Annotated in this window: 16 protein-coding genes, 2 tRNA genes and 1 pseudogene; 12 read left to right on the top strand and 7 right to left on the bottom strand. The window is 68.1% G+C overall.

All coding sequences use genetic code 11. The features are described 5' to 3' along the window. The first annotated feature begins 22 nt into the window (after window positions 1-22). Both MSM1_RS02385 and MSM1_RS02380 read left to right on the top strand, forming a co-directional pair. On the top strand, window positions 23-415 hold the full coding sequence (locus MSM1_RS02385) for a holo-ACP synthase (RefSeq protein ID WP_213440014.1): 393 nt from the start codon (window positions 23-25) through the stop codon (window positions 413-415). Between the two features lie 46 nt (window positions 416-461). Continuing rightward, window positions 462-1,835 (top strand): dipeptidase, encoded by a 1,374-nt coding sequence (locus tag MSM1_RS02380; protein ID WP_307857259.1) that lies wholly within the window; start codon window positions 462-464, stop codon window positions 1,833-1,835. A gap of 164 nt (window positions 1,836-1,999) precedes the next feature. On the opposite strand, the gene bcp is transcribed toward MSM1_RS02380, so the two are convergent. Beyond that, on the bottom strand, window positions 2,000-2,473 hold the full coding sequence (gene bcp / locus MSM1_RS02375) for a thioredoxin-dependent thiol peroxidase (RefSeq protein WP_213440012.1): 474 nt from the start codon (window positions 2,471-2,473) through the stop codon (window positions 2,000-2,002). Window positions 2,474-2,597: 124 nt separating this feature from the next. Between bcp and MSM1_RS02370 the strand changes: the two genes are divergently transcribed. Further along, the gene (locus tag MSM1_RS02370) at window positions 2,598-2,825 is read left to right on the top strand and encodes a DUF3618 domain-containing protein (protein WP_213440011.1); all 228 of its coding nucleotides are present in this window, start codon (window positions 2,598-2,600) and stop codon (window positions 2,823-2,825) included. A gap of 62 nt (window positions 2,826-2,887) precedes the next feature. On the opposite strand, the gene MSM1_RS02365 is transcribed toward MSM1_RS02370, so the two are convergent. Further along, a tRNA-Lys gene (locus tag MSM1_RS02365) sits at window positions 2,888-2,963 on the bottom strand. Between the two features lie 162 nt (window positions 2,964-3,125). On the opposite strand from MSM1_RS02365, the gene MSM1_RS02360 reads away from it, so the two are divergent. Continuing rightward, window positions 3,126-4,361, top strand: a complete 1,236-nt coding sequence (locus MSM1_RS02360; RefSeq protein WP_236054710.1) for an Ig-like domain-containing protein — start codon at window positions 3,126-3,128, stop codon at window positions 4,359-4,361. A 10-nt stretch (window positions 4,362-4,371) separates the two neighbouring features. On the opposite strand, the gene MSM1_RS02355 is transcribed toward MSM1_RS02360, so the two are convergent. Both MSM1_RS02355 and orn read right to left on the bottom strand, forming a co-directional pair. Beyond that, window positions 4,372-4,444: transfer RNA gene (locus MSM1_RS02355), tRNA-His, on the bottom strand. Window positions 4,445-4,492: 48 nt separating this feature from the next. Then, window positions 4,493-5,140 (bottom strand): oligoribonuclease, encoded by a 648-nt coding sequence (orn, locus tag MSM1_RS02350; protein WP_213440010.1) that lies wholly within the window; start codon window positions 5,138-5,140, stop codon window positions 4,493-4,495. Between the two features lie 107 nt (window positions 5,141-5,247). Between orn and MSM1_RS02345 the strand changes: the two are divergent. Beyond that, window positions 5,248-6,141, top strand: a pseudogene (locus MSM1_RS02345) (helicase HerA-like domain-containing protein); the annotation flags it as partial. A gap of 16 nt (window positions 6,142-6,157) precedes the next feature. On the opposite strand, the gene cmrA reads toward MSM1_RS02345, so the two are convergent. After that, complete coding sequence (gene cmrA, locus MSM1_RS02340) at window positions 6,158-6,961, bottom strand: mycolate reductase (RefSeq protein ID WP_213440009.1); 804 nt, start codon at window positions 6,959-6,961, stop codon at window positions 6,158-6,160. A 69-nt stretch (window positions 6,962-7,030) separates the two neighbouring features. Here cmrA and MSM1_RS02335 point away from each other — a divergent pair, with 69 nt between their 5' ends. Continuing rightward, window positions 7,031-8,356: an MFS transporter gene (locus MSM1_RS02335; RefSeq protein ID WP_213440008.1), complete on the top strand. Its 1,326-nt coding sequence runs from the start codon at window positions 7,031-7,033 to the stop codon at window positions 8,354-8,356. A gap of 6 nt (window positions 8,357-8,362) precedes the next feature. Here the strand turns inward: MSM1_RS02335 and MSM1_RS02330 are convergent, their stop codons facing one another. Then, complete coding sequence (locus MSM1_RS02330; RefSeq protein WP_213440007.1) at window positions 8,363-9,121, bottom strand: MmpS family transport accessory protein; 759 nt, start codon at window positions 9,119-9,121, stop codon at window positions 8,363-8,365. Between the two features lie 43 nt (window positions 9,122-9,164). Then, complete coding sequence (locus tag MSM1_RS02325) at window positions 9,165-9,800, bottom strand: TetR/AcrR family transcriptional regulator (RefSeq protein WP_213440006.1); 636 nt, start codon at window positions 9,798-9,800, stop codon at window positions 9,165-9,167. 105 nt (window positions 9,801-9,905) lie between these two features. Between MSM1_RS02325 and MSM1_RS02320 the strand changes: the two genes are divergently transcribed. From MSM1_RS02320 to pdhA, 6 genes are all read left to right on the top strand, one after another. Continuing rightward, window positions 9,906-11,480 carry a carboxyl transferase domain-containing protein gene (locus MSM1_RS02320; protein WP_213441293.1) on the top strand — a complete coding sequence of 525 codons (1,575 nt, stop codon included), beginning with the start codon at window positions 9,906-9,908 and terminating at the stop codon, window positions 11,478-11,480. A 4-nt stretch (window positions 11,481-11,484) separates the two neighbouring features. Next, window positions 11,485-13,494: a biotin carboxylase N-terminal domain-containing protein gene (locus MSM1_RS02315; RefSeq protein WP_213440005.1), complete on the top strand. Its 2,010-nt coding sequence runs from the start codon at window positions 11,485-11,487 to the stop codon at window positions 13,492-13,494. Between the two features lie 63 nt (window positions 13,495-13,557). Beyond that, window positions 13,558-14,718: an acyl-CoA dehydrogenase family protein gene (locus MSM1_RS02310; RefSeq protein ID WP_213440004.1), complete on the top strand. Its 1,161-nt coding sequence runs from the start codon at window positions 13,558-13,560 to the stop codon at window positions 14,716-14,718. Beyond that, window positions 14,715-15,212 (top strand): MaoC family dehydratase, encoded by a 498-nt coding sequence (locus MSM1_RS02305; protein ID WP_213440003.1) that lies wholly within the window; start codon window positions 14,715-14,717, stop codon window positions 15,210-15,212. Before MSM1_RS02310 ends, MSM1_RS02305 begins: the two co-directional genes overlap by 4 nt. Next, entirely contained in the window at window positions 15,212-16,030 is an 819-nt protein-coding gene (locus MSM1_RS02300) for a CoA ester lyase (protein WP_213440002.1), read from the top strand. Before MSM1_RS02305 ends, MSM1_RS02300 begins: the two co-directional genes overlap by 1 nt. A gap of 155 nt (window positions 16,031-16,185) precedes the next feature. Then, window positions 16,186-17,277: a pyruvate dehydrogenase (acetyl-transferring) E1 component subunit alpha gene (pdhA, locus tag MSM1_RS02295; RefSeq protein ID WP_213440001.1), complete on the top strand. Its 1,092-nt coding sequence runs from the start codon at window positions 16,186-16,188 to the stop codon at window positions 17,275-17,277.

Here is a 17,277-nt window from a genome sequence, read left to right as displayed (position 1 = left end):
CCATCAGCTAGCGTGTCCAACCATGGGCATCGTTGGTGTGGGGATCGACCTGGTCTCCATCCCTGATTTCGCTGACCAAGTCGACCAGCCGGGAACGGTGTTCTTTGAAACCTTCACCCCCGGCGAGCGCCGTGACGCCTCCGACAAGAGCTCATCGGCCGCCCGGCACCTCGCGGCGCGATGGGCGGCGAAAGAGGCGGTGATCAAAGCGTGGTCGGGGTCGCGGTTCGCGCAGCGGCCGGTGCTGCCGGAGGGTATTCACCGCGACATCGAGGTGGTCACCGACGTGTGGGGTCGGCCGCGGGTGCGGCTCTCCGGGGCCATCGCCGAGCATTTGACGGACGTGACGATCCACGTGTCGCTGACCCATGAAGGGGACACCGCCGCGGCGGTGGCCATTCTGGAAGCGCCGTGACCGTCGGCGAGCAGTCGCAAAAACCCCCAATTCGGGGTCCGGGTGGGTGCTTTTGCGACTGCTCGCGGGGAGGGCGACCGTTAGCCTCAAAGCCGTGAGCGATCTGGCCGACCGTGTCCGCGATGTGCTGCCCTCGGTGCGGCGCGACCTGGAGACGCTGATCCGCATCGAATCGGTGTGGGCCGACCCGGCACGCCGGCCCGAGGTTTACCGCTGCGCACAGACGGTCGCGGAGCTGTTGTCGCAGGCAGGTTTTCCCGATGTCCGGATCGTCGGTGAGGGCGGCGCGCCGGCCGTCATCGCTCGCCATCCCGCGCCGCCGGGAGCCCCCACGGTGCTGCTGTACGCGCACCATGATGTTCAGCCCGAAGGCGATCCGCGTCAGTGGGTCTCACCGCCGTTCGTGCCCACCGAGCGCTGCGGGCGGCTCTATGGACGTGGTAGTGCCGACGACAAGGCGGGCATCGCAACGCATTTGGCGGCGTTTCGGGCACATGGCGGCAGGCCGCCGGTGGGGGTGACCGTGTTTGTCGAGGGCGAGGAGGAGTCGGGGTCCCCGTCGCTGGGCCGGCTGCTGGCCGCCCACCGCGACGAGCTGGCCGCCGACGTGATCGTCCTGGCCGACTCGGTCAACTGGAGCACGGAGGTGCCCTCGCTGACGGTGTCGCTGCGCGGGCTCGTCGATTGCGTCGTCGAAGTGGCCACCCTCGACCACGGGCTGCACTCGGGGCTGTGGGGCGGCGTGGTGCCCGACGCATTGAGCGCGCTGGTGCGGCTGCTGGCCAGCCTGCACGACGACGACGGCGAGGTGGCGGTGGCCGGTCTGCATGAAAGCACCACCGCGGCCATCGACTACCCGCCGGAGCGGGTGCGGGCCGAATCCGGTCTGCTGGACGGGGTCGCGGAGATCGGATCGGGCTCGGTGACGCAGCGGTTGTGGGCCAAACCGGCGATCACCGTAATCGGCATCGACACCACACCGATTGCGGCGGCGTCGAACACGCTGATCCCACGGGCCCGGGCGAAGATCAGCATGCGAGTCGCCCCAGGCGGTGACGCCGCGGCGCACCTGGACGCCCTGCGCAGGCATCTGCACACCCACGCACCGTGGGGCGCGCACGTCGAGGTCCTTCCCGGGGAGATCGGCCAGCCCTGCGCCATCGACGCGAGCGGTCCGGTGTATGACGCCGCGCGGGCGGCGCTCCGCCGGGCGTGGGGCACCAACCCGGTCGAGATGGGGATGGGCGGCTCTATCCCGTTCATCGCGGAGTTCGCCGCCGCGTTCCCGAAGGCGACAATCCTGGTGACCGGGGTGGAAGACCCCGCCACGCAAGCGCACAGCGTCAACGAGAGCCTGCACCTGGGTGTCCTGGAACGCGCCGCAACCGCCGAGGCGCTGCTGCTAGCGGCCCTGGCCTGACCGGGCCGGTCGTTCACCTGAGCCCTCGTGTGGAGAGGTACCTGGAGATGTATAGGTTTGCCCACCTTCGAGCGAGTTGTGAAATCGCTCGAAGGTGGGCAAACCTTCCCCCGTTTCTGAGTACAAACTATCGGGGCTGAAGCGAATCCACCGTTTTGCCTGGGTTAGACACCCAGGTCCCGGCGCAGCTTGGCGACGTGGCCGGTGGCTTTGACGTTGTATTGGGCGAGCGCTATCCGGCCCTTTTCGTCGACGACGAATGTCGAGCGGATCACGCCCTGCACCGTCTTGCCGTACATCTGCTTGTTCCCGTAGGCGCCCCAGGCGGCGAGCACGCTACGGTCGGGGTCGGACAGCAGCGGGAACGTCAGCCGGTGGGTGTCACGGAATTTGGCCAGCTTCGCCGGCGGGTCCGGGGAGATGCCGACGACGTTGAGGCCGGATTCGTTGAGATCGCGCAGGTTGTCGCGGAAGTCGCAAGCCTCTTTGGTGCAGCCTGGCGTCAAGGCCGCCGGGTAGAAGTACACGATCAGGCGCCGGCCCCGGAAGTCGGCCAGCGACACGGTGTGGCCGTCGGCGTCGGGCAGGCTGAAGGCGGGTGCTTTGTCGCCGGGCTTCAGGCGTGGGGTCTCGGTCAACGGCGTTACCTCTCTGTTCACCGCGGCGTCGCAATGAGCACCGGCTGCTCTAGGGTAGTTCGGCAAGAAACCATTTTCAGACCGAGCCGTCGACGGCCCGGCGCGGGCGGACATGGAGGACAGCGTGGCGGACCGGGATCCCGACACCATCAAGCACGAGATCGACCAGGCCCGCGAGCAGTTGGCGTCGACCGTGGACTTACTGGTTGAACGGGCCAATCCTCGCCGGGTCGCCGACGACGTCAAAGGCTGGGCGATCGAGTTCCTCACCAGACCCGTGGTGGCCGTTTCCCTGGCCGGTGTCGGCGCAGTGGTCGTTTTCTTGGTGATCCGCAAGATCAGGAATCGATGATCGCAAACGACACGCGGGCATCGCTGCCGACGGACATCGCCGCCGACGTGGAACTGCTGACGTGGTGCGCCGTCAGGGTTTCGAACCCCGGACCCGCTGATTAAGAGTCAGCTGCTCTACCAACTGAGCTAACGGCGCCTGGATAGTTCTGGGATCTGTCTGCGACAATAACAGGCGTTGCACGGCAGGCTGAAATCCCCGGCATGGAGGTCGTGGGGAGCCTCACAGCGCTATCGCCTGCTTGTCCCTAGACTACTGCCAAGTCTATGGGGTTCAGCCCGGGCGTGAGGTGGGAAAGGTATGTGGCGGGTCGGTTCGATGGCCCCTCGCCGGGGGCGCCAAGCCTGGTCTGTGGCGCTGCTAGTCCCGGCGATCGTGCTGGGCGCCGGAGCCTGCAGCAGTGGCGGTGGCGGCACCGCTCCGGCGAAGGTTATCGCCGACAAGGCCACGCCGTTCGCCGATTTGCTGGTCCCTAAACTCACCGCGTCGGTGACTGACGGCGCCGTCGGTGTCGCCGTCGACGCTCCGGTGACGGTGGCCGCCGAGGACGGAGTCCTGGCGTCGGTCACCATGGTCAACGAAAACGGCAAGTCGGTCAGCGGTCAGCTCAGCCCTGACGGCGTGCACTGGTCCACCACCGAGCCGCTGGGCTACAACCGCCGCTACACCCTCAACGCGAAGGCGCTCGGGCTGGGCGGTGTGGCCACCCGTCAGATCACCTTCCAGACCCATTCCCCCGCGAACCTGACCATGCCCTACGTGGTGCCGCAGGACGGCGAGGTGGTTGGTGTCGGCCAGTCGGTGGCGATCCGGTTCGACGAGAACATCGCCAACCGGGCGGCCGCCGAGAAAGCAATCAAGATCACGACCACGCCACCGGTCGAAGGCGCGTTTTACTGGTTGAACAACCGTGAAGTGCGCTGGCGCCCAGAGCGTTTCTGGAAGCCTGGCACGGCCGTGGACGTCGCGGTCAACACCTACGGCGTGGACTTAGGCGACGGTGTTTTCGGCGAGGACAACGTGCACACGCATTTCACCATCGGTGATGAGCTCATCGCGACCGCGGACGACACCACCAAAATGTTGACCGTGCGCATCAACGGTGAGGTGGTCAAGGTCATGCCGACGTCGATGGGCAAGGACAAGACCCCCACCGCTAACGGCATCTACGTGGTCGGGGAACGGTTCAAGCACATCATCATGGATTCGTCCACCTACGGGGTGCCGGTCAACTCGCCCGACGGGTATCGCACCGAGGTCGACTGGGCCACGCAGATCTCCTACAGCGGGGTGTTCGTGCATTCCGCGCCATGGTCGGTGGGCGCGCAAGGCCACACCAACACCAGTCACGGCTGCCTGAACGTCAGCCCCAGCAACGCGCAATGGTTCTACGAGCATGCCAAGCGCGGTGACGTCGTGGAAATCATCAACACGGTCGGGCCGACGCTGTCCGGAACCGAGGGCCTCGGCGACTGGAACATCCCGTGGGGGCAGTGGCGCGCCGGCAACGCCAACACCGGCTCTCCCGCTCGTTAGGGCTCGTTAGGGTGAGTGACGGGACTCGAACCCGCGACATCCAGGACCACAACCTGGTGCTCTACCAACTGAACTACACTCACCATCGCCGCGGGCGGTTCCCCGGGAACCGACGGGCGGCGAGGTCGATACTAATCGCTCGGACGCTCGCCGATCGAATCGATTCCCTCCGGTGTGCCCGCCACGCCCCCGAGTTCGGCGGCCACGGCCGCGATCTCGCCGGTAGCCGGCCCGGGTGGTGGCACGAACGCGGTGCGCCGGTAGAACCGCAGTTCGCGGATGGATTCGTGGATGTCGGGAAGCGCGCGGTGGGTCAGTCCCTTGGCCGGCTGCCCGTAGTAGATGCGCGGGTACCAGCGCCGGCAGAGTTCCTTGATCGAGCTGACATCGATCATGCGGTAGTGCAGAAACGAGTCCAGGGCGGGCATGTCGCGGGCGATGAAGGCGCGGTCGGTGGCGACCGAGTTGCCCGCCAGCGGCGCCGTCCTGGGCTGGCTGACGTGCTCACGGATGTAGTCCAGCACGATCTTCTCGGCGGTCGCCAAATCGATGGTGGACGCCTGCACCTCATCGATGAGGCCGGAGCGGGCGTGCATGTCCGCGACAACGTCGACCATCGAGGACAGCGCGGCCTCGTCGGCGTGGATCACCACGTCGATGCCGTCGCCGAGAACGTTCAGCTCGCCGTCGGTGACCAGGGCCGCGATCTCGATCAACTTATCCGAGCGCAGATCCAGCCCGGTCATCTCGCAGTCGATCCACACCAGTTCGTCATGCACAGCGTTCACAGTAGGCAAACGTTCGCCCCAGCGCCCACCGGGACCGGCGGCGGCACGTAGTGTCAGGGTGTGCCCGCATCAGTTGGCGAGAGGACGCGACACCGTGAGCCCTGGTCAACCTGGAAGCCCAGGGCGCCGACACCTTTTTCGGCGAGCCCGAACTGCGGCCCGGGGACCTGTTGCGCGTCGATAGCCAGGGCCGCGGCGTCATCTCGCTGCTCGAGCTGGGTGACCAGGCGACCCGCCCGGTGCTGTTCTCCACCTTCCTGATGTGGCTGCTGGCAACACTGTTCAGGTTTTTTCCCGAGGTCGGCGATGTGGACAAACCCAAGCTGGTGTTCTTTTTCGACGAGGCGCATCTGCTGTTCACCGACGCGTCCAAGGCGTTCCTGGAACAGGTCGAGCAGACCGTCAAGCTGATCCGTTCCCGGGGGGTGGGCGTGTTCTTCTGCACCCAATTGCCCACCGACGTGCCCAACGACGTGCTCTCGCAACTGGGGGCGCGCATCCAGCACGCCTTGCGTGCCTTCACCCCCGACGACCAGAAGGCGTTGACCAAAACCGTCCGCACCTACCCGAAAACCGACGTCTACGACTTGGCTTCGGCGCTGACGTCGCTGGGCATCGGCGAAGCCGTCGTCACCGTGCTCTCCGAACGGGGAGCCCCGACCCCGGTCGCGTGGACCAGGCTGCGCTCACCGCGCTCGCTGATGGCCGCCATCGGTGGGCAGGCGATCGCAGCCGCGGCCGAAACCAGCCCGCTGCACACCACATATGGTCAGAGCATCCGTTCCAGATCCGCCTACGACATCCTGAACGAACGGGCAGCGCAGGCCACGCCGGCCGATCAGGCGCCGGCGCGGCAGTCATCGAAGCCCGCGCCCGCAAAGCCAAGCTGGTGGAGGCGGTTTGTGAGCAGCCGCGGTTTCCAAACCTTTCTCAACGCACTGGGCCGTGAGCTCATCCGCAGCATGCTCGCCAACACCAAGCGGCGGCGATAACGTGTTTAACCGGCGTTTAACCGCCCAGCCGCTTGTAGAAGCTGCCCACGACCGGCGCGACTAAAGCGCGCGGGGCGTACTGGCCGGCCACCGACATGGCCTTGGAGGTCAAGCCCGGTACAACGCGCATCTTGTTGCGCGCCAGCGCGTCCAGCGCTACCCGGGCGGTGTGCTCGGTGGAGATCCACAAGAAATCCGGCACCAGCTTGTCGACGAGGGAGGCTTCGTGCGGATCCGGCGGCTCGGTGCGCACCGGACCGGGTGCCAGCAGCGTCACATGCACACCCGAGCCGCGAAGCTCACCGCGTAGCGATTCGCTGAAGGTGTTGACGAACGCCTTGGTGGCGGCATAGGTGGCGTTGTAGGGAATCGGGGAATTGCCCGCCGCCGAACCCGAGATCAAAATCCCGCCTGCCCCGTGCCGGATCATGCCCGGCAGCACCGCCAAGACCAGATCGTGCACCGCGACGGCGTTGAGCTGGACTTGGGCCTTTTCCGCAGCCGGGTCCAGTGCCGCGAGGGGGCCGAAGGTCGCGGTTCCGGCGTTGGCGCACAGGATCGAGATGGCCCGGGTGGACAGTTCGTCAACCAGCTTCGCGCGTTCCGCGGCGTCGCTGAGATCGGCCACCCGCACCTCGACCGTGACCCCGTGCTTTTCGGTCAGGCCTGCGGCAAGGGCGTTCAGCGCATCCTCGCGCCGTGCGGTGACGATCAGGTTGTGGCCGCGCGCCGCCAGCTCGGTGGCCAGCGCCGCGCCGATGTTCTGCGATGCCCCGGTGATCACGGCACGCGCATCGGGGCTGGGAGCGGGGAGCGGCATGCGGCCATCGTAGCCAAGGCCTTGCTCGCGTGGTCGGCGCTAGATTTAGAGTGCCCTGCATGAGTGACCATGGGTGACCCGGGGTCGGCTCCGCGCGCATCCGGGCGATCCTCGGTGTTGGCGTGGGCATTGTGGGACTGCGGCGCCACCGGGCTGGCCGCCATCGTGGTGACGTTTGTGTTCTCGGTCTACCTGACCGGCAGCGTGGGGCGGGGTGCGCCCGGCGGTGCCACGCCCGCGAGCTGGCTGGGCCGCGCCCTGACGATCGCCGGGCTGACTATCGCGCTGCTGGCACCGGTGATCGGCGTGTGGGTGGAGGCCCCACGGTGGCGGCGCGGCGTGTTGACCGTGCTGACCGGCTCGGCGGTGGTGCTGACCGGCGCGATGAGCCTCATTCGCGATGACCCCGGCTATCTGTGGCCCGGTCTGGTGTTGCTGGCCGCGACCGCCGCCTGCGGTGACCTGGCCAGCGTCCCATACAACGCGATGCTGCGCCAGCTTTCGACCCCGCAGACCTCCGGGCGGATCTCCGGGTTCGGCTGGGCCGCCGGCTATGTGGGCAGCGTCCTGCTATTGGTGCTCGTCTACCTGGGCTTTATCTCTGGAACCGGCACAGTTCGCGGGCTGTTGCGGGTGCCCGCGCATGACGGGCTCAACGTCCGGGTCGCGATGCTGGTGGCCGCGGCGTGGTTTGCCGTGTTCGCGCTGCCGTTGCTGGTCACCGCGCACCGGCTGCCGACCCCTGCAGAGGCGCCCCGCCCGGCGACCGGGAGCGTGCTGGGAGGCTACCGCAAGCTGTACGCCGAGATCACCGCGGAATGGCGTCGCGACCGCAATCTGGTCTACTTCCTGGTGGCCAGCGCGATTTTTCGGGACGGGTTGGCCGGGGTTTTCGCCTTCGGTGCCGTGCTCGGCGTCACCGTCTATGGCATCTCCCAAGCCGAGGTGCTGATATTCGGGGTCAGCGCCAGCGTGGTGGCCGCGGTGGGGGCGGTGCTGGGCGGACTCGCCGACCACCGGGTCGGATCCAAACGGGTGATCGTGGTGTCGCTGGCCGCGATCATCACGATTGGGCTGACCTTGATGACGTTGTCGGGCCCGCGGGCGTTCTGGCTGTGCGGGCTGCTGCTGTGCCTGTTCATCGGGCCTTCGCAGTCGGCGGCGCGCACTCTGCTGCTGCGGATGGCGCGCCACGGCAAGGAGGGAGTGACGTTCGGTCTGTACACCATGACGGGCCGGGCGGTGTCGTTCCTGGCGCCCTGGCTGTTCTCCGTTTTCGTCGACGGGTTCGGCACCGTGCGCGCCGGCATGGGTGGGCTGTGCCTGGTGCTTGGCCTGGGGCTGCTGGGAATGCTGGCCGTCCGCGCCCCCAACCCCAGCGTCGCGAGGGTTTAGCCCGGCTTAGCCCGCGTTGCAGACCGTCAGCCCCGCGCCGGTGTGCTGGCGAACCTGGGTGCCGGCGACGGTGATGGAGCAGGTGACGTCGTGGCCGATGTTGATGATGGTGACGCTGGCGGTGTCGTGGCTGGACAGGCTCACTTCCTTGCTCCACGGTAGCGCCACGTTGAACTCGGTCTGGCGGACGCCGTCGCCGTCGACGTAGGTGATGCTGATCGCGCGGCCCTCACCGGTGACGGTGTAGACGACGGCCTGCATTGGCGCGGCGCCGGTCGTCGGGGCGGGCGAGCTCGGCGGTGCGGTCGCGGTGGCCGCGGTCGACCCGCTTGTGGGCGGCGGCGACACCGTCGAACTCGGACGCGGCATCGCCGGTAACGGCGCGACGGCGGTCTGTTTCCTGGCCGAGCCGTTGGCAATCACCAGCGCAATGACCAGCGCGACAACCAGCAGCAGCGCCGCACCGGCCAGCAGCCACAACCAGCGCGGCGACCTTGGGCCTTCCGGCGGTATGACGCTTTCCGGGGCTGCTTCACCCGGGGCCTGGCCCTGACTCCAGTGCTGCGGCAGCCGCTCGGTGGGGTTGGATTCGGCCGGGCTTCGCCCCGGCGCGGAATAATACCCCGGCGGGTATGTTGACCAGTACGGCGCATCGCCGACGTAGGCCGGATCGGTGCGCGGCGGAGAAAACCGGCGCATCCGTTCGGTCGCCTCGGACCGGTGTCCGGCAGGGCCGGAACCCCCCGGCCGACGCGGATCGGTCATGCCCACCTCATGGTGTGCAGGGTACCCGGGGCCGCGGCTGCGATCACCCGGCTCGTAACGCGGCAACGGTCATCGCCCGCATGATGGTGCGTGCGCGCGGTGCCGGCGCCGGCGCGCCATCGGCCGACTTCATGCTATGTGGTGTGGAATTCAGCAGCCCGAACGCGGCGTGCGCCATCAGCCGGGCATCGGTTTCGCGAAGCTCGGGGTTGACCCGGCGCAGCACGTCCACCCAGGCCTCCACGTACTGGCGCTGCGCCTTGCGCACCTGGCGCTCGGCCGCCGCCGGCAGGTGCGCGAGGTCGCGGTCCTGGATGCGGATGAGGTCCGGCTCACTCAGCGCAAAATCAAGGTGGAAATCGATGAGGCCGTCCAGCGCGGCGCCCGGGTCGGCCGCGCGGGCGATCACGTCGCGGGCACCGGCGAGCAAGCGGGTGCTGATCCCGACCAGCAACTCCACCAGCAGCGACTCCTTGTTGGGGAAATGCCGATAGATGGCCGGCCCGCTGACTCCGGCGGCGGCGCCGATGTCTTCGAGCCGCACCGCCAGAAAACCACGCTCGGCGAACAACCTCTCGGCCGCCGACAGCAGTTGCACGCGCCGGTCGGACTTCAACCTGCTGCGACGGCTTGCCGCCCCGGCGTGGGCAGTGGGGTCGGCGGCGGCCGGCGGTGCCATGGTGGCCTCCGGTGCACACTGGACAGGTCGGTTAACCCCCACTAACATAACATGAGTTAGTCGCTATTAACCAGATTCGACATGGCGATCGTGGTGGGACACCCGATGAGCACTGCGGCGTCGAACCGCGAGGCGCACCTGGCGCTGGTGGCGCAGCTCCGCGACAAGCTGGCTGCGGTGGCGCTGGGCGGCCCGGAGCGGGCCCGGGAGCGGCACGTCGGCCGCGGCAAACTGCTGCCCCGCGACCGGGTGAACGGCCTGCTCGATCCGGGCAGCCCGTTCCTGGAGATTGCCCCGCTGGCCGCCGACGGCATGTACGACGACGAATGCCCGGGCGCGGGCATCATCACCGGGATCGGCAGGATTTCCGGCCGCGAGTGCATGGTCGTGGCCAATGACGCCACCGTCAAAGGCGGCACGTACTACCCGATCACCGTCAAGAAGCACCTGCGGGCCCAGGAGATCGCCGGGCAAAACCGGCTGCCTTGCATTTACTTGGTCGACTCCGGCGGCGCTTTCCTGCCCCGCCAGGACGAGGTGTTTCCCGACCGGGATCACTTCGGCCGGATCTTCTACAACCAGGCCAAGCTCAGCGCGGACGGCATCCCGCAGATCGCCGCCGTGCTCGGATCGTGCACGGCCGGTGGCGCATACGTGCCGGCGATGAGCGACGAAGCGGTGATCGTGCGTCACCAGGGCACCATTTTCCTGGGGGGGCCGCCACTGGTGAAGGCCGCCACCGGCGAGGTGGTCAGCGCCGAGGAGCTCGGCGGCGGGGACCTGCATTCCAAGGTCTCCGGGGTCACCGATCACCTCGCCCACGACGACCGCGACGCGCTGCGCATTATCCGGCGGATCGTTGCCACGCTGGGGCCCCGCGAGCCCCGGGCATGGGAGGTGCTGCCGACCGTGGAGCCGGTCGCCGACCAGACCGAGCTCTACGACGTGGTGCCCGTCGACCCGCGGATTCCCTATGACGTGCACGAGGTCATCACCCGCTTAGTCGACGGCGGCGCGTTTGCCGAGTTCAAAGCGGAGTACGGCAGCACACTGGTCACGGGGTTCGCCCGCATTCACGGGCACCCGGTGGGCATCATCGCGAACAACGGCGTGCTGTTCTCCGAATCCGCGCTGAAAGGAACGCATTTCATCGAATTGTGTGACAAGCGGATGGTGCCGCTGCTGTTCTTGCAGAACATCTCCGGCTTCATGGTGGGCCGCGACTACGAGGCGGGCGGTATCGCCAAACACGGCGCCAAGATGGTGACCGCGGTGGCCTGCGCGCGGGTGCCCAAGCTGACCGTGATCATCGGCGGCTCCTATGGCGCGGGCAATTACTCGATGTGCGGGCGCGCGTATTCGCCGCGGTTCCTGTGGATGTGGCCCAACGCGAGGATCTCGGTGATGGGCGGCGAGCAGGCCGCGTCGGTGCTGGCGACGGTGCGCGCCGAGGCCTTGGAAAGCGCGGGCATCGCCTGGTCCGAGCGTGAGCAGGAGGAGTTCAAGGCACCCATCCGGGCCCAATACGAACATCAGGGCAATCCGTACTACTCGACGGCCCGGCTGTGGGACGACGGCGTGATCGACCCGGCTGACACCAGAACGGTTGTGGGCCTTGCGCTTTCAATTACAGCAAACGTCCCGGTGGAATCGGTCTCCTACGGTGTCTTTCGGATGTGACCCCATGACGTTCGACACCGTACTGGTCGCTAACCGGGGAGAGATCGCCGTCCGGGTGATCCGGACGCTGAAAAAGATGGGTATCCGGTCGGTGGCCGTCTACAGCGAGGCCGACGCGACGGCCCGTCATGTCGCCGAGGCCGACTGGGCGGTCGCGATCGGTCCGGCACCCGCCCGCGAGAGCTACCTCAACATCGCCGCGGTCGTCGACGCGGCCGTGCGCACCGGCGCGCAGGCGGTGCATCCAGGGTATGGATTCCTGTCCGAGAACGCCGACTTCGCCGCGGCGTTGGCATCCGCCGGGGTGACGTTCATCGGGCCGCCGGTAGCCGCCATCCGGACGATGGGCGACAAGATCGCCGCCAAGAACACGGTGTCGGCGTTCGGTGTTCCGGTAATTCCCGGTATCGCGCGGCCGGGCCTGACCGACGCGGAACTGACCGCCGCCGCCGACGAGATCGGCTTCCCGGTGCTGATCAAGCCGTCCGCCGGGGGCGGGGGGAAAGGCATGCGCCTGGTCGAACGCCGGACCGAGCTGGCCACCGCCTTGGCCGGGGCCCGCCGCGAGGCGGCCGCCGCGTTCGGTGACGACACCCTGTTCCTGGAGCGATTCGTGCGCCACCCCAGGCATATCGAGGTCCAGGTGCTGGCCGATTCCTACGGCAACGTGATCCACCTCGGCGAGCGGGAGTGCAGCCTGCAGCGGCGGCACCAGAAGGTCATCGAGGAGGCGCCGTCACCGCTGCTGAACGCCGCGGCCCGGGCGCGAATCGGCGCCGCGGCCTGTGACACCGCGCGCAGCGTGGACTACATCGGCGCCGGCACGGTGGAGTTCATTGTCGCCGCGGACCGCCCGGAGGAGTTCTTCTTCATGGAGATGAACACCCGCCTGCAGGTGGAGCACCCGGTCACCGAGATGGTGACGGGCTGGGATCTGGTTGAGTGGCAGATCCGCATCGCGGCGGGGGAGAAGCTGACCGGGACCGCCGGGCAGGCCGATGTCGCGCTGCGCGGACACGCGATCGAGGCGCGGATCTACGCCGAAGACCCCGCCCGCGGCTTTTTGCCCACCGGCGGTGAGGTGCTCGCGGTGGTGGAGCCGAAAGTCCCTGGGGTGCGGGTTGACTCGGGTTTGTCCGCCGGGATGGTGGTCGGCAGCGACTACGACCCGATGCTGGCCAAGGTGATTGCGCACGGCCCGGATCGGCCGGCCGCGCTGCGGGCGCTCGATCGGGCGCTGGCGGACACCGCGGTGCTCGGCGTCGTCACCAACGTCGCTTTCGCCCGCTTCCTGCTGGCCGACCCGGAGGTCGTCGCCGGCCGGCTGGACACCGGGCTGCTGGATCGTAAAGCCGGCGACTTTGTGGCGGCTGCGCCGAGCGACGAGCAGCTCATCGCCGCGGCGGCGTACCGGTGGTTACGGCGCTGGCCGGCGCCGGGCGCCGACCTCTGGGAGGTGCCCTCAGGGTGGCGGCTGGGCGCACCGGCGCCCGTCAGCATCCGGTTGCGTGCCGGCGAGCGCACCGCGCACGTCCACATCACCGGCACCCCCACCACCGCGGTGGCCCGCGTCGAAGACGGCGAAGCCCATTCGCTGCGCGCGCATCTCGCCGGCCGACGATTGGTGATGACGTTGGACGGGCTGCGCACCGAATACACCGTCGCCGCGGCGGCGGGCCGGATCTGGCTGGCCGGCCGTGGAACGACCGCGGTGCTCGAGGAGGTGCGGGAAGCACCGGTGCGCCCGAACGACGAGCACCGCGGCGACGCCGAGTTGACCAGCCCGATGCCCGGCACTGTCGTGGCGATCGGTGTGGAGAACGGGGCCCAGGTTCGGGCCGGAACCGTTGTTGTCACGGTGGAGGCGATGAAGATGGAGCACCCGCTGGCCGCGTCCGTCGACGGTGTGGTCGATCTGCTGGTGGCCGTGGGCGAGCAGGTCACAGTGGGTCAACCGCTGGCGCGAATCACCGCGAACACCTCCCGGATGGCACCGGAGGATGGTTCGTCATGACCGGCGCGGGTGGCGACGTAAAGCCCAGCGATGCAAACGATGCGACGGAAAGGCACAGCGCGGATGACTGATTTCCTGGCGACCGGGGCGCTGCCCGACGAGTACCGGCAACTAGCCAAGACGGTGCGCGACTTCGCGCAGAGCGTGGTGGCGCCCGCCGCCGCGCGCCACGATGCCGAGCACTCGTTTCCCTATGAAGTGGTGGCGGGCATGGCCGAGATGGGCCTGTTCGGTTTGCCGTTTCCCGAGGAATGGGGCGGGATGGGCGGTGATTACTTCGCGTTGTGCCTGGCCCTAGAGGAACTGGGCAAGGTAGACCAGAGCGTCGCCGTCACCCTGGAGGCCGCGGTGTCGCTGGGCGCGATGCCGGTCTACCGATTCGGCACCGAGGCCCAAAAGCGGGAATGGCTGCCGCAGTTGACCAGTGGCCGTGCGCTGGGGGCGTTCGGGTTGACCGAGCCGGGCGGGGGCTCCGACGCGGGGGCCACCAAGACCACCGCGCGCCTAGAGGATGGGCACTGGGTGATCAACGGGTCCAAGCAGTTCATCACCAACTCGGGCACCGAGATCACCAAACTGGTCACGGTCACCGCGGTCACCGGCGAGCGCGCCGGTAAGAAAGAGATCTCCGCGATCTTGGTGCCGGTGCCCACCGCCGGTTTCACCGTCGAGCCGGCCTATGACAAGGTGGGCTGGCGCGCCTCGGACACCCATCCGCTGACCTTCGTCGATGTGCGGGTCCCCGAGCAAAACCTGCTCGGCGAACGCGGGCGCGGGTACGCCAACTTCCTGCGCATCCTCGACGAGGGCCGCATCGCAATTGCCGCGCTGGCCACCGGCGCGGCCCAGGGCTGTGTGGATGAAAGCGTCAAGTATGCCCGTGAGCGTGAGGCTTTCGGCCAACCGATCCGCCGCTACCAGCACATCGAGTTCACCATCGCACGGATGGAGGCCCGCGCTCACGCCGCCCGCACCGCCTACTATGACGCCGCGGCGTTGATGCTGGCCGGTAAGCCCTTCAAAAAGCAGGCGGCGATCGCCAAGCTGGTGGCCGGCGAAGCCGCCATGGACAACGCCCGTGATGCCACCCAGATCCACGGCGGCTACGGGTTCATCAACGAGTTCCCGGTCGCCCGTCACTACCGGGACAGCAAGATCCTGGAGATCGGCGAGGGCACCACCGAAGTGCAGTTGATGCTGATCGCCCGTGAGGTCGGGCTGTGACATCTGGTGAGCGCGTCGTTGTCCAGCGCGGACTGTGGTTCGAGGAATTCGAGACCGGGGTGCGCTACCTGCATCGCCCCGGGCGCACCATCACCGAGGCCGACAACGTGCTGTTTACGACGCTGACGATGAACACCCAGGCGCTGCACTTGGATGCCGCGTTCTCCGATGCCCTGCCGCCGTTTCACCGGCGGCTGGTCAACTCGATGCTCACGCTGTCGACACTCGTGGGCTTGTCGGTGGCCCAGCTGACCCAGGGCACCATCGTGGCCAACCTGGGGTTCTCCGAGATCGCGTTTCCCAAGCCGCTGTTCCACGGGGACACCCTGTACGCCGAGACGGTGGTCACCGAGAAACGAGCGTCCAAGAGCCGCCCCGGGGAGGGCATCGTGACGTTCGCGCACACCGGGCGTAACCAGCACGGCGACGTCGTGGCGACCGCTACCCGAAAGACGCTGGTGCGCATGCGCCCGGATGACCGGGACGGCGGCTGATGGGGTTGCCGAACCCGGGGCCGGCCTGGCTGTTCTGCCCGGCAGACCGCCCTGAGCGCTTCGAAAAGGCTGCCGCCACAGCCGATATCGTGATCCTCGACCTTGAAGACGGGGTTGCCGCCGCCGACAAAGACGCCGCCCGCGAGGCGCTGGTCCGGGTCCCCCTCGACCCGGCACGCACCGTGGTGCGGATCAACCCGTTCGGCACCGCCGATCAGCAGCTGGACCTGACCGCATTAGCGCGCACCGATTATGACACCGTGATGCTGCCCAAATGTGAAGCGGCCTACCAGGTCAGCGCACTGGCCCCGCTGGATGTGGTGGTCCTGGTCGAGTCACCGAGGGGTGCGCTGAGCATCACCGAGAGCGCGGGCGCCGCCAACACCGTTGGTGTGATGTGGGGGGCCGAGGATCTCTTCGCCGTGCTGGGCGGCACCGCCAACCGCTACCCGGACGGCAGCTATCGCGACGTGGCCCGCCACGTGCGTTCACAGTCGTTGCTGGCGGCAAAAGCCCACGGTCGGCTGGCGCTGGATTCGGTATACCTCGACATCGGGGATCACGAGGGGCTGCGCGCCGAGGTCGACGACGCCGTAGCGGTCGGCTTCGACGCGAAAGTCGCTATCCATCCCGGCCAGGTGCCGGTTATCCGCGCGGGTTACGCACCCTCGCCCGAGCAGGTGCGGTGGGCGCGACACGTGCTGGCCGCGGCCTCCGAGCAGCGCGGGGTCTTCGCATTCGGAGGCATAATGGTGGATGCGCCCGTGTTACGGCGGGCCGAGCGGATCATGCGGCTGGCGGCCGGCTCCGGCTCCTAGCGGTCCCGGCCCGGGGTTTGCCCGGGATCGCCGGACCGGTAGCGCGTGAGGTGACGGTGGTGCCCGACGTGACGTGCCGGCGAGATGTCCTAGGGAACGGACGGCACCCACTGACGGCGTGACCTTCGCCGTGGCGCGAAACATAGGGAGGCGGTATGGCTGGCAGCGCTCCGGTGCCGGTGACCGTCGACCTCGAGCCGGTGCAACTCGTGAGTCCGGACGGGTCCGCGACGCCAGAAAACCGTTACCGCTGTGACCTGCCGCCGGAGACACTGTGCTGGCTCTACGAGATGATGGTGGTCACCTGCGAGCTGGACGCGGAGCTGATCAACCTGCAGCGCCAGGGTGAGCTTGCGCTCTATACGCCGTGCCGCGGTCAGGAGGCCGCGCAAGTGGGGGCCGCGGCCTGCCTGCGCGAAACCGACTGGCTGTTTCCCCAATATCGCGAGCTGGGTGTCTTTCTCGTTCGCGGCATCCCGCCCGCGCACGTGGCGGCCGCATGGCGCGGAACATGGCATGGGGGCCTGGAGTTCACCAAGAAGTGCTGCGCCCCGATGTCGGTGCCGGTTGGTACACACACCTTGCACGCCGTCGGGGCGGCGATGGCCGCCCAGCGCCTCGGCGAGGACTCGGTAACGGTGGCCTTCCTGGGCGACGGTGCCACCAGTGAGGGTGACGTGCATGAGGCGCTGAACTTCGCGGCGGTGTTCGGCACACCCTGCGTGTTTTACGTGCAGAACAACCAGTGGGCGATCTCGGTGCCGGTGCGCAAGCAGACCGCCGCCGCGTCCATCGCCCACAAGGCGATCGGATACGGCATGCCCGGCATCCGGGTGGACGGCAATGATCCGCTGGCGTGCTACGCGGTGATGGCCGACGCCGCGGCCCGGGCCCGAGCCGGTGCCGGGCCGACGCTGATCGAGGCCGTCACCTACCGGCTCGGCCCGCACACCACATCCGATGATCCGACCCGCTACCGAACGCAGGATGAGGTGAGCCGTTGGCTCGCGCTGGACCCGATACCGCGTTACCGGGCCTACCTGCAGGGTGTGGGCTTGTGGTCACCACAGCTGGAAGACCGGGTCACCGCCCGGTCGACGCGGATGCGGGCCGAACTGCGCGACGCGGTGGTGGGGGCCCCGGACATCGACATCGACGACGTGTTCACCACGGTGTATGCCCAGATCACTCCCGGGCTGGAAGCGCAGCGCCGCCAGTTGCGCGCAGAACTGGGCAGGAAGGGGTGA

It is taken from the genome of Mycobacterium sp. SM1 (assembly GCF_018361265.1).
Taxonomy (GTDB): Bacteria; Actinomycetota; Actinomycetes; order Mycobacteriales; family Mycobacteriaceae; genus Mycobacterium.
Note: the sequence above shows the minus strand (reverse complement) of the source record. Positions and strands in the feature narration are given on the sequence as shown.

What these genes read in the sequence shown, in the direction of transcription:
- MSM1_RS02385 (WP_213440014.1), top strand. Translation starts at nt 23, where the DNA reads ATGGGCATCGTTGGTGTGGGGATCGACCTGGTCTCCATCCCTGATTTC.
- MSM1_RS02310 (WP_213440004.1), top strand. Translation starts at nt 13,558, where the DNA reads ATGACTGATTTCCTGGCGACCGGGGCGCTGCCCGACGAGTACCGGCAA.
- MSM1_RS02335 (WP_213440008.1), top strand. Translation starts at nt 7,031, where the DNA reads ATGGGTGACCCGGGGTCGGCTCCGCGCGCATCCGGGCGATCCTCGGTG.
- cmrA (WP_213440009.1), bottom strand. Translation starts at nt 6,961, where the DNA reads ATGCCGCTCCCCGCTCCCAGCCCCGATGCGCGTGCCGTGATCACCGGG.
- MSM1_RS02315 (WP_213440005.1), top strand. Translation starts at nt 11,485, where the DNA reads ATGACGTTCGACACCGTACTGGTCGCTAACCGGGGAGAGATCGCCGTC.
- MSM1_RS02330 (WP_213440007.1), bottom strand. Translation starts at nt 9,121, where the DNA reads ATGACCGATCCGCGTCGGCCGGGGGGTTCCGGCCCTGCCGGACACCGG.
- pdhA (WP_213440001.1), top strand. Translation starts at nt 16,186, where the DNA reads ATGGCTGGCAGCGCTCCGGTGCCGGTGACCGTCGACCTCGAGCCGGTG.
- MSM1_RS02300 (WP_213440002.1), top strand. Translation starts at nt 15,212, where the DNA reads ATGGGGTTGCCGAACCCGGGGCCGGCCTGGCTGTTCTGCCCGGCAGAC.
- MSM1_RS02360 (WP_236054710.1), top strand. Translation starts at nt 3,126, where the DNA reads ATGTGGCGGGTCGGTTCGATGGCCCCTCGCCGGGGGCGCCAAGCCTGG.
- MSM1_RS02325 (WP_213440006.1), bottom strand. Translation starts at nt 9,800, where the DNA reads ATGGCACCGCCGGCCGCCGCCGACCCCACTGCCCACGCCGGGGCGGCA.
- MSM1_RS02320 (WP_213441293.1), top strand. Translation starts at nt 9,906, where the DNA reads ATGAGCACTGCGGCGTCGAACCGCGAGGCGCACCTGGCGCTGGTGGCG.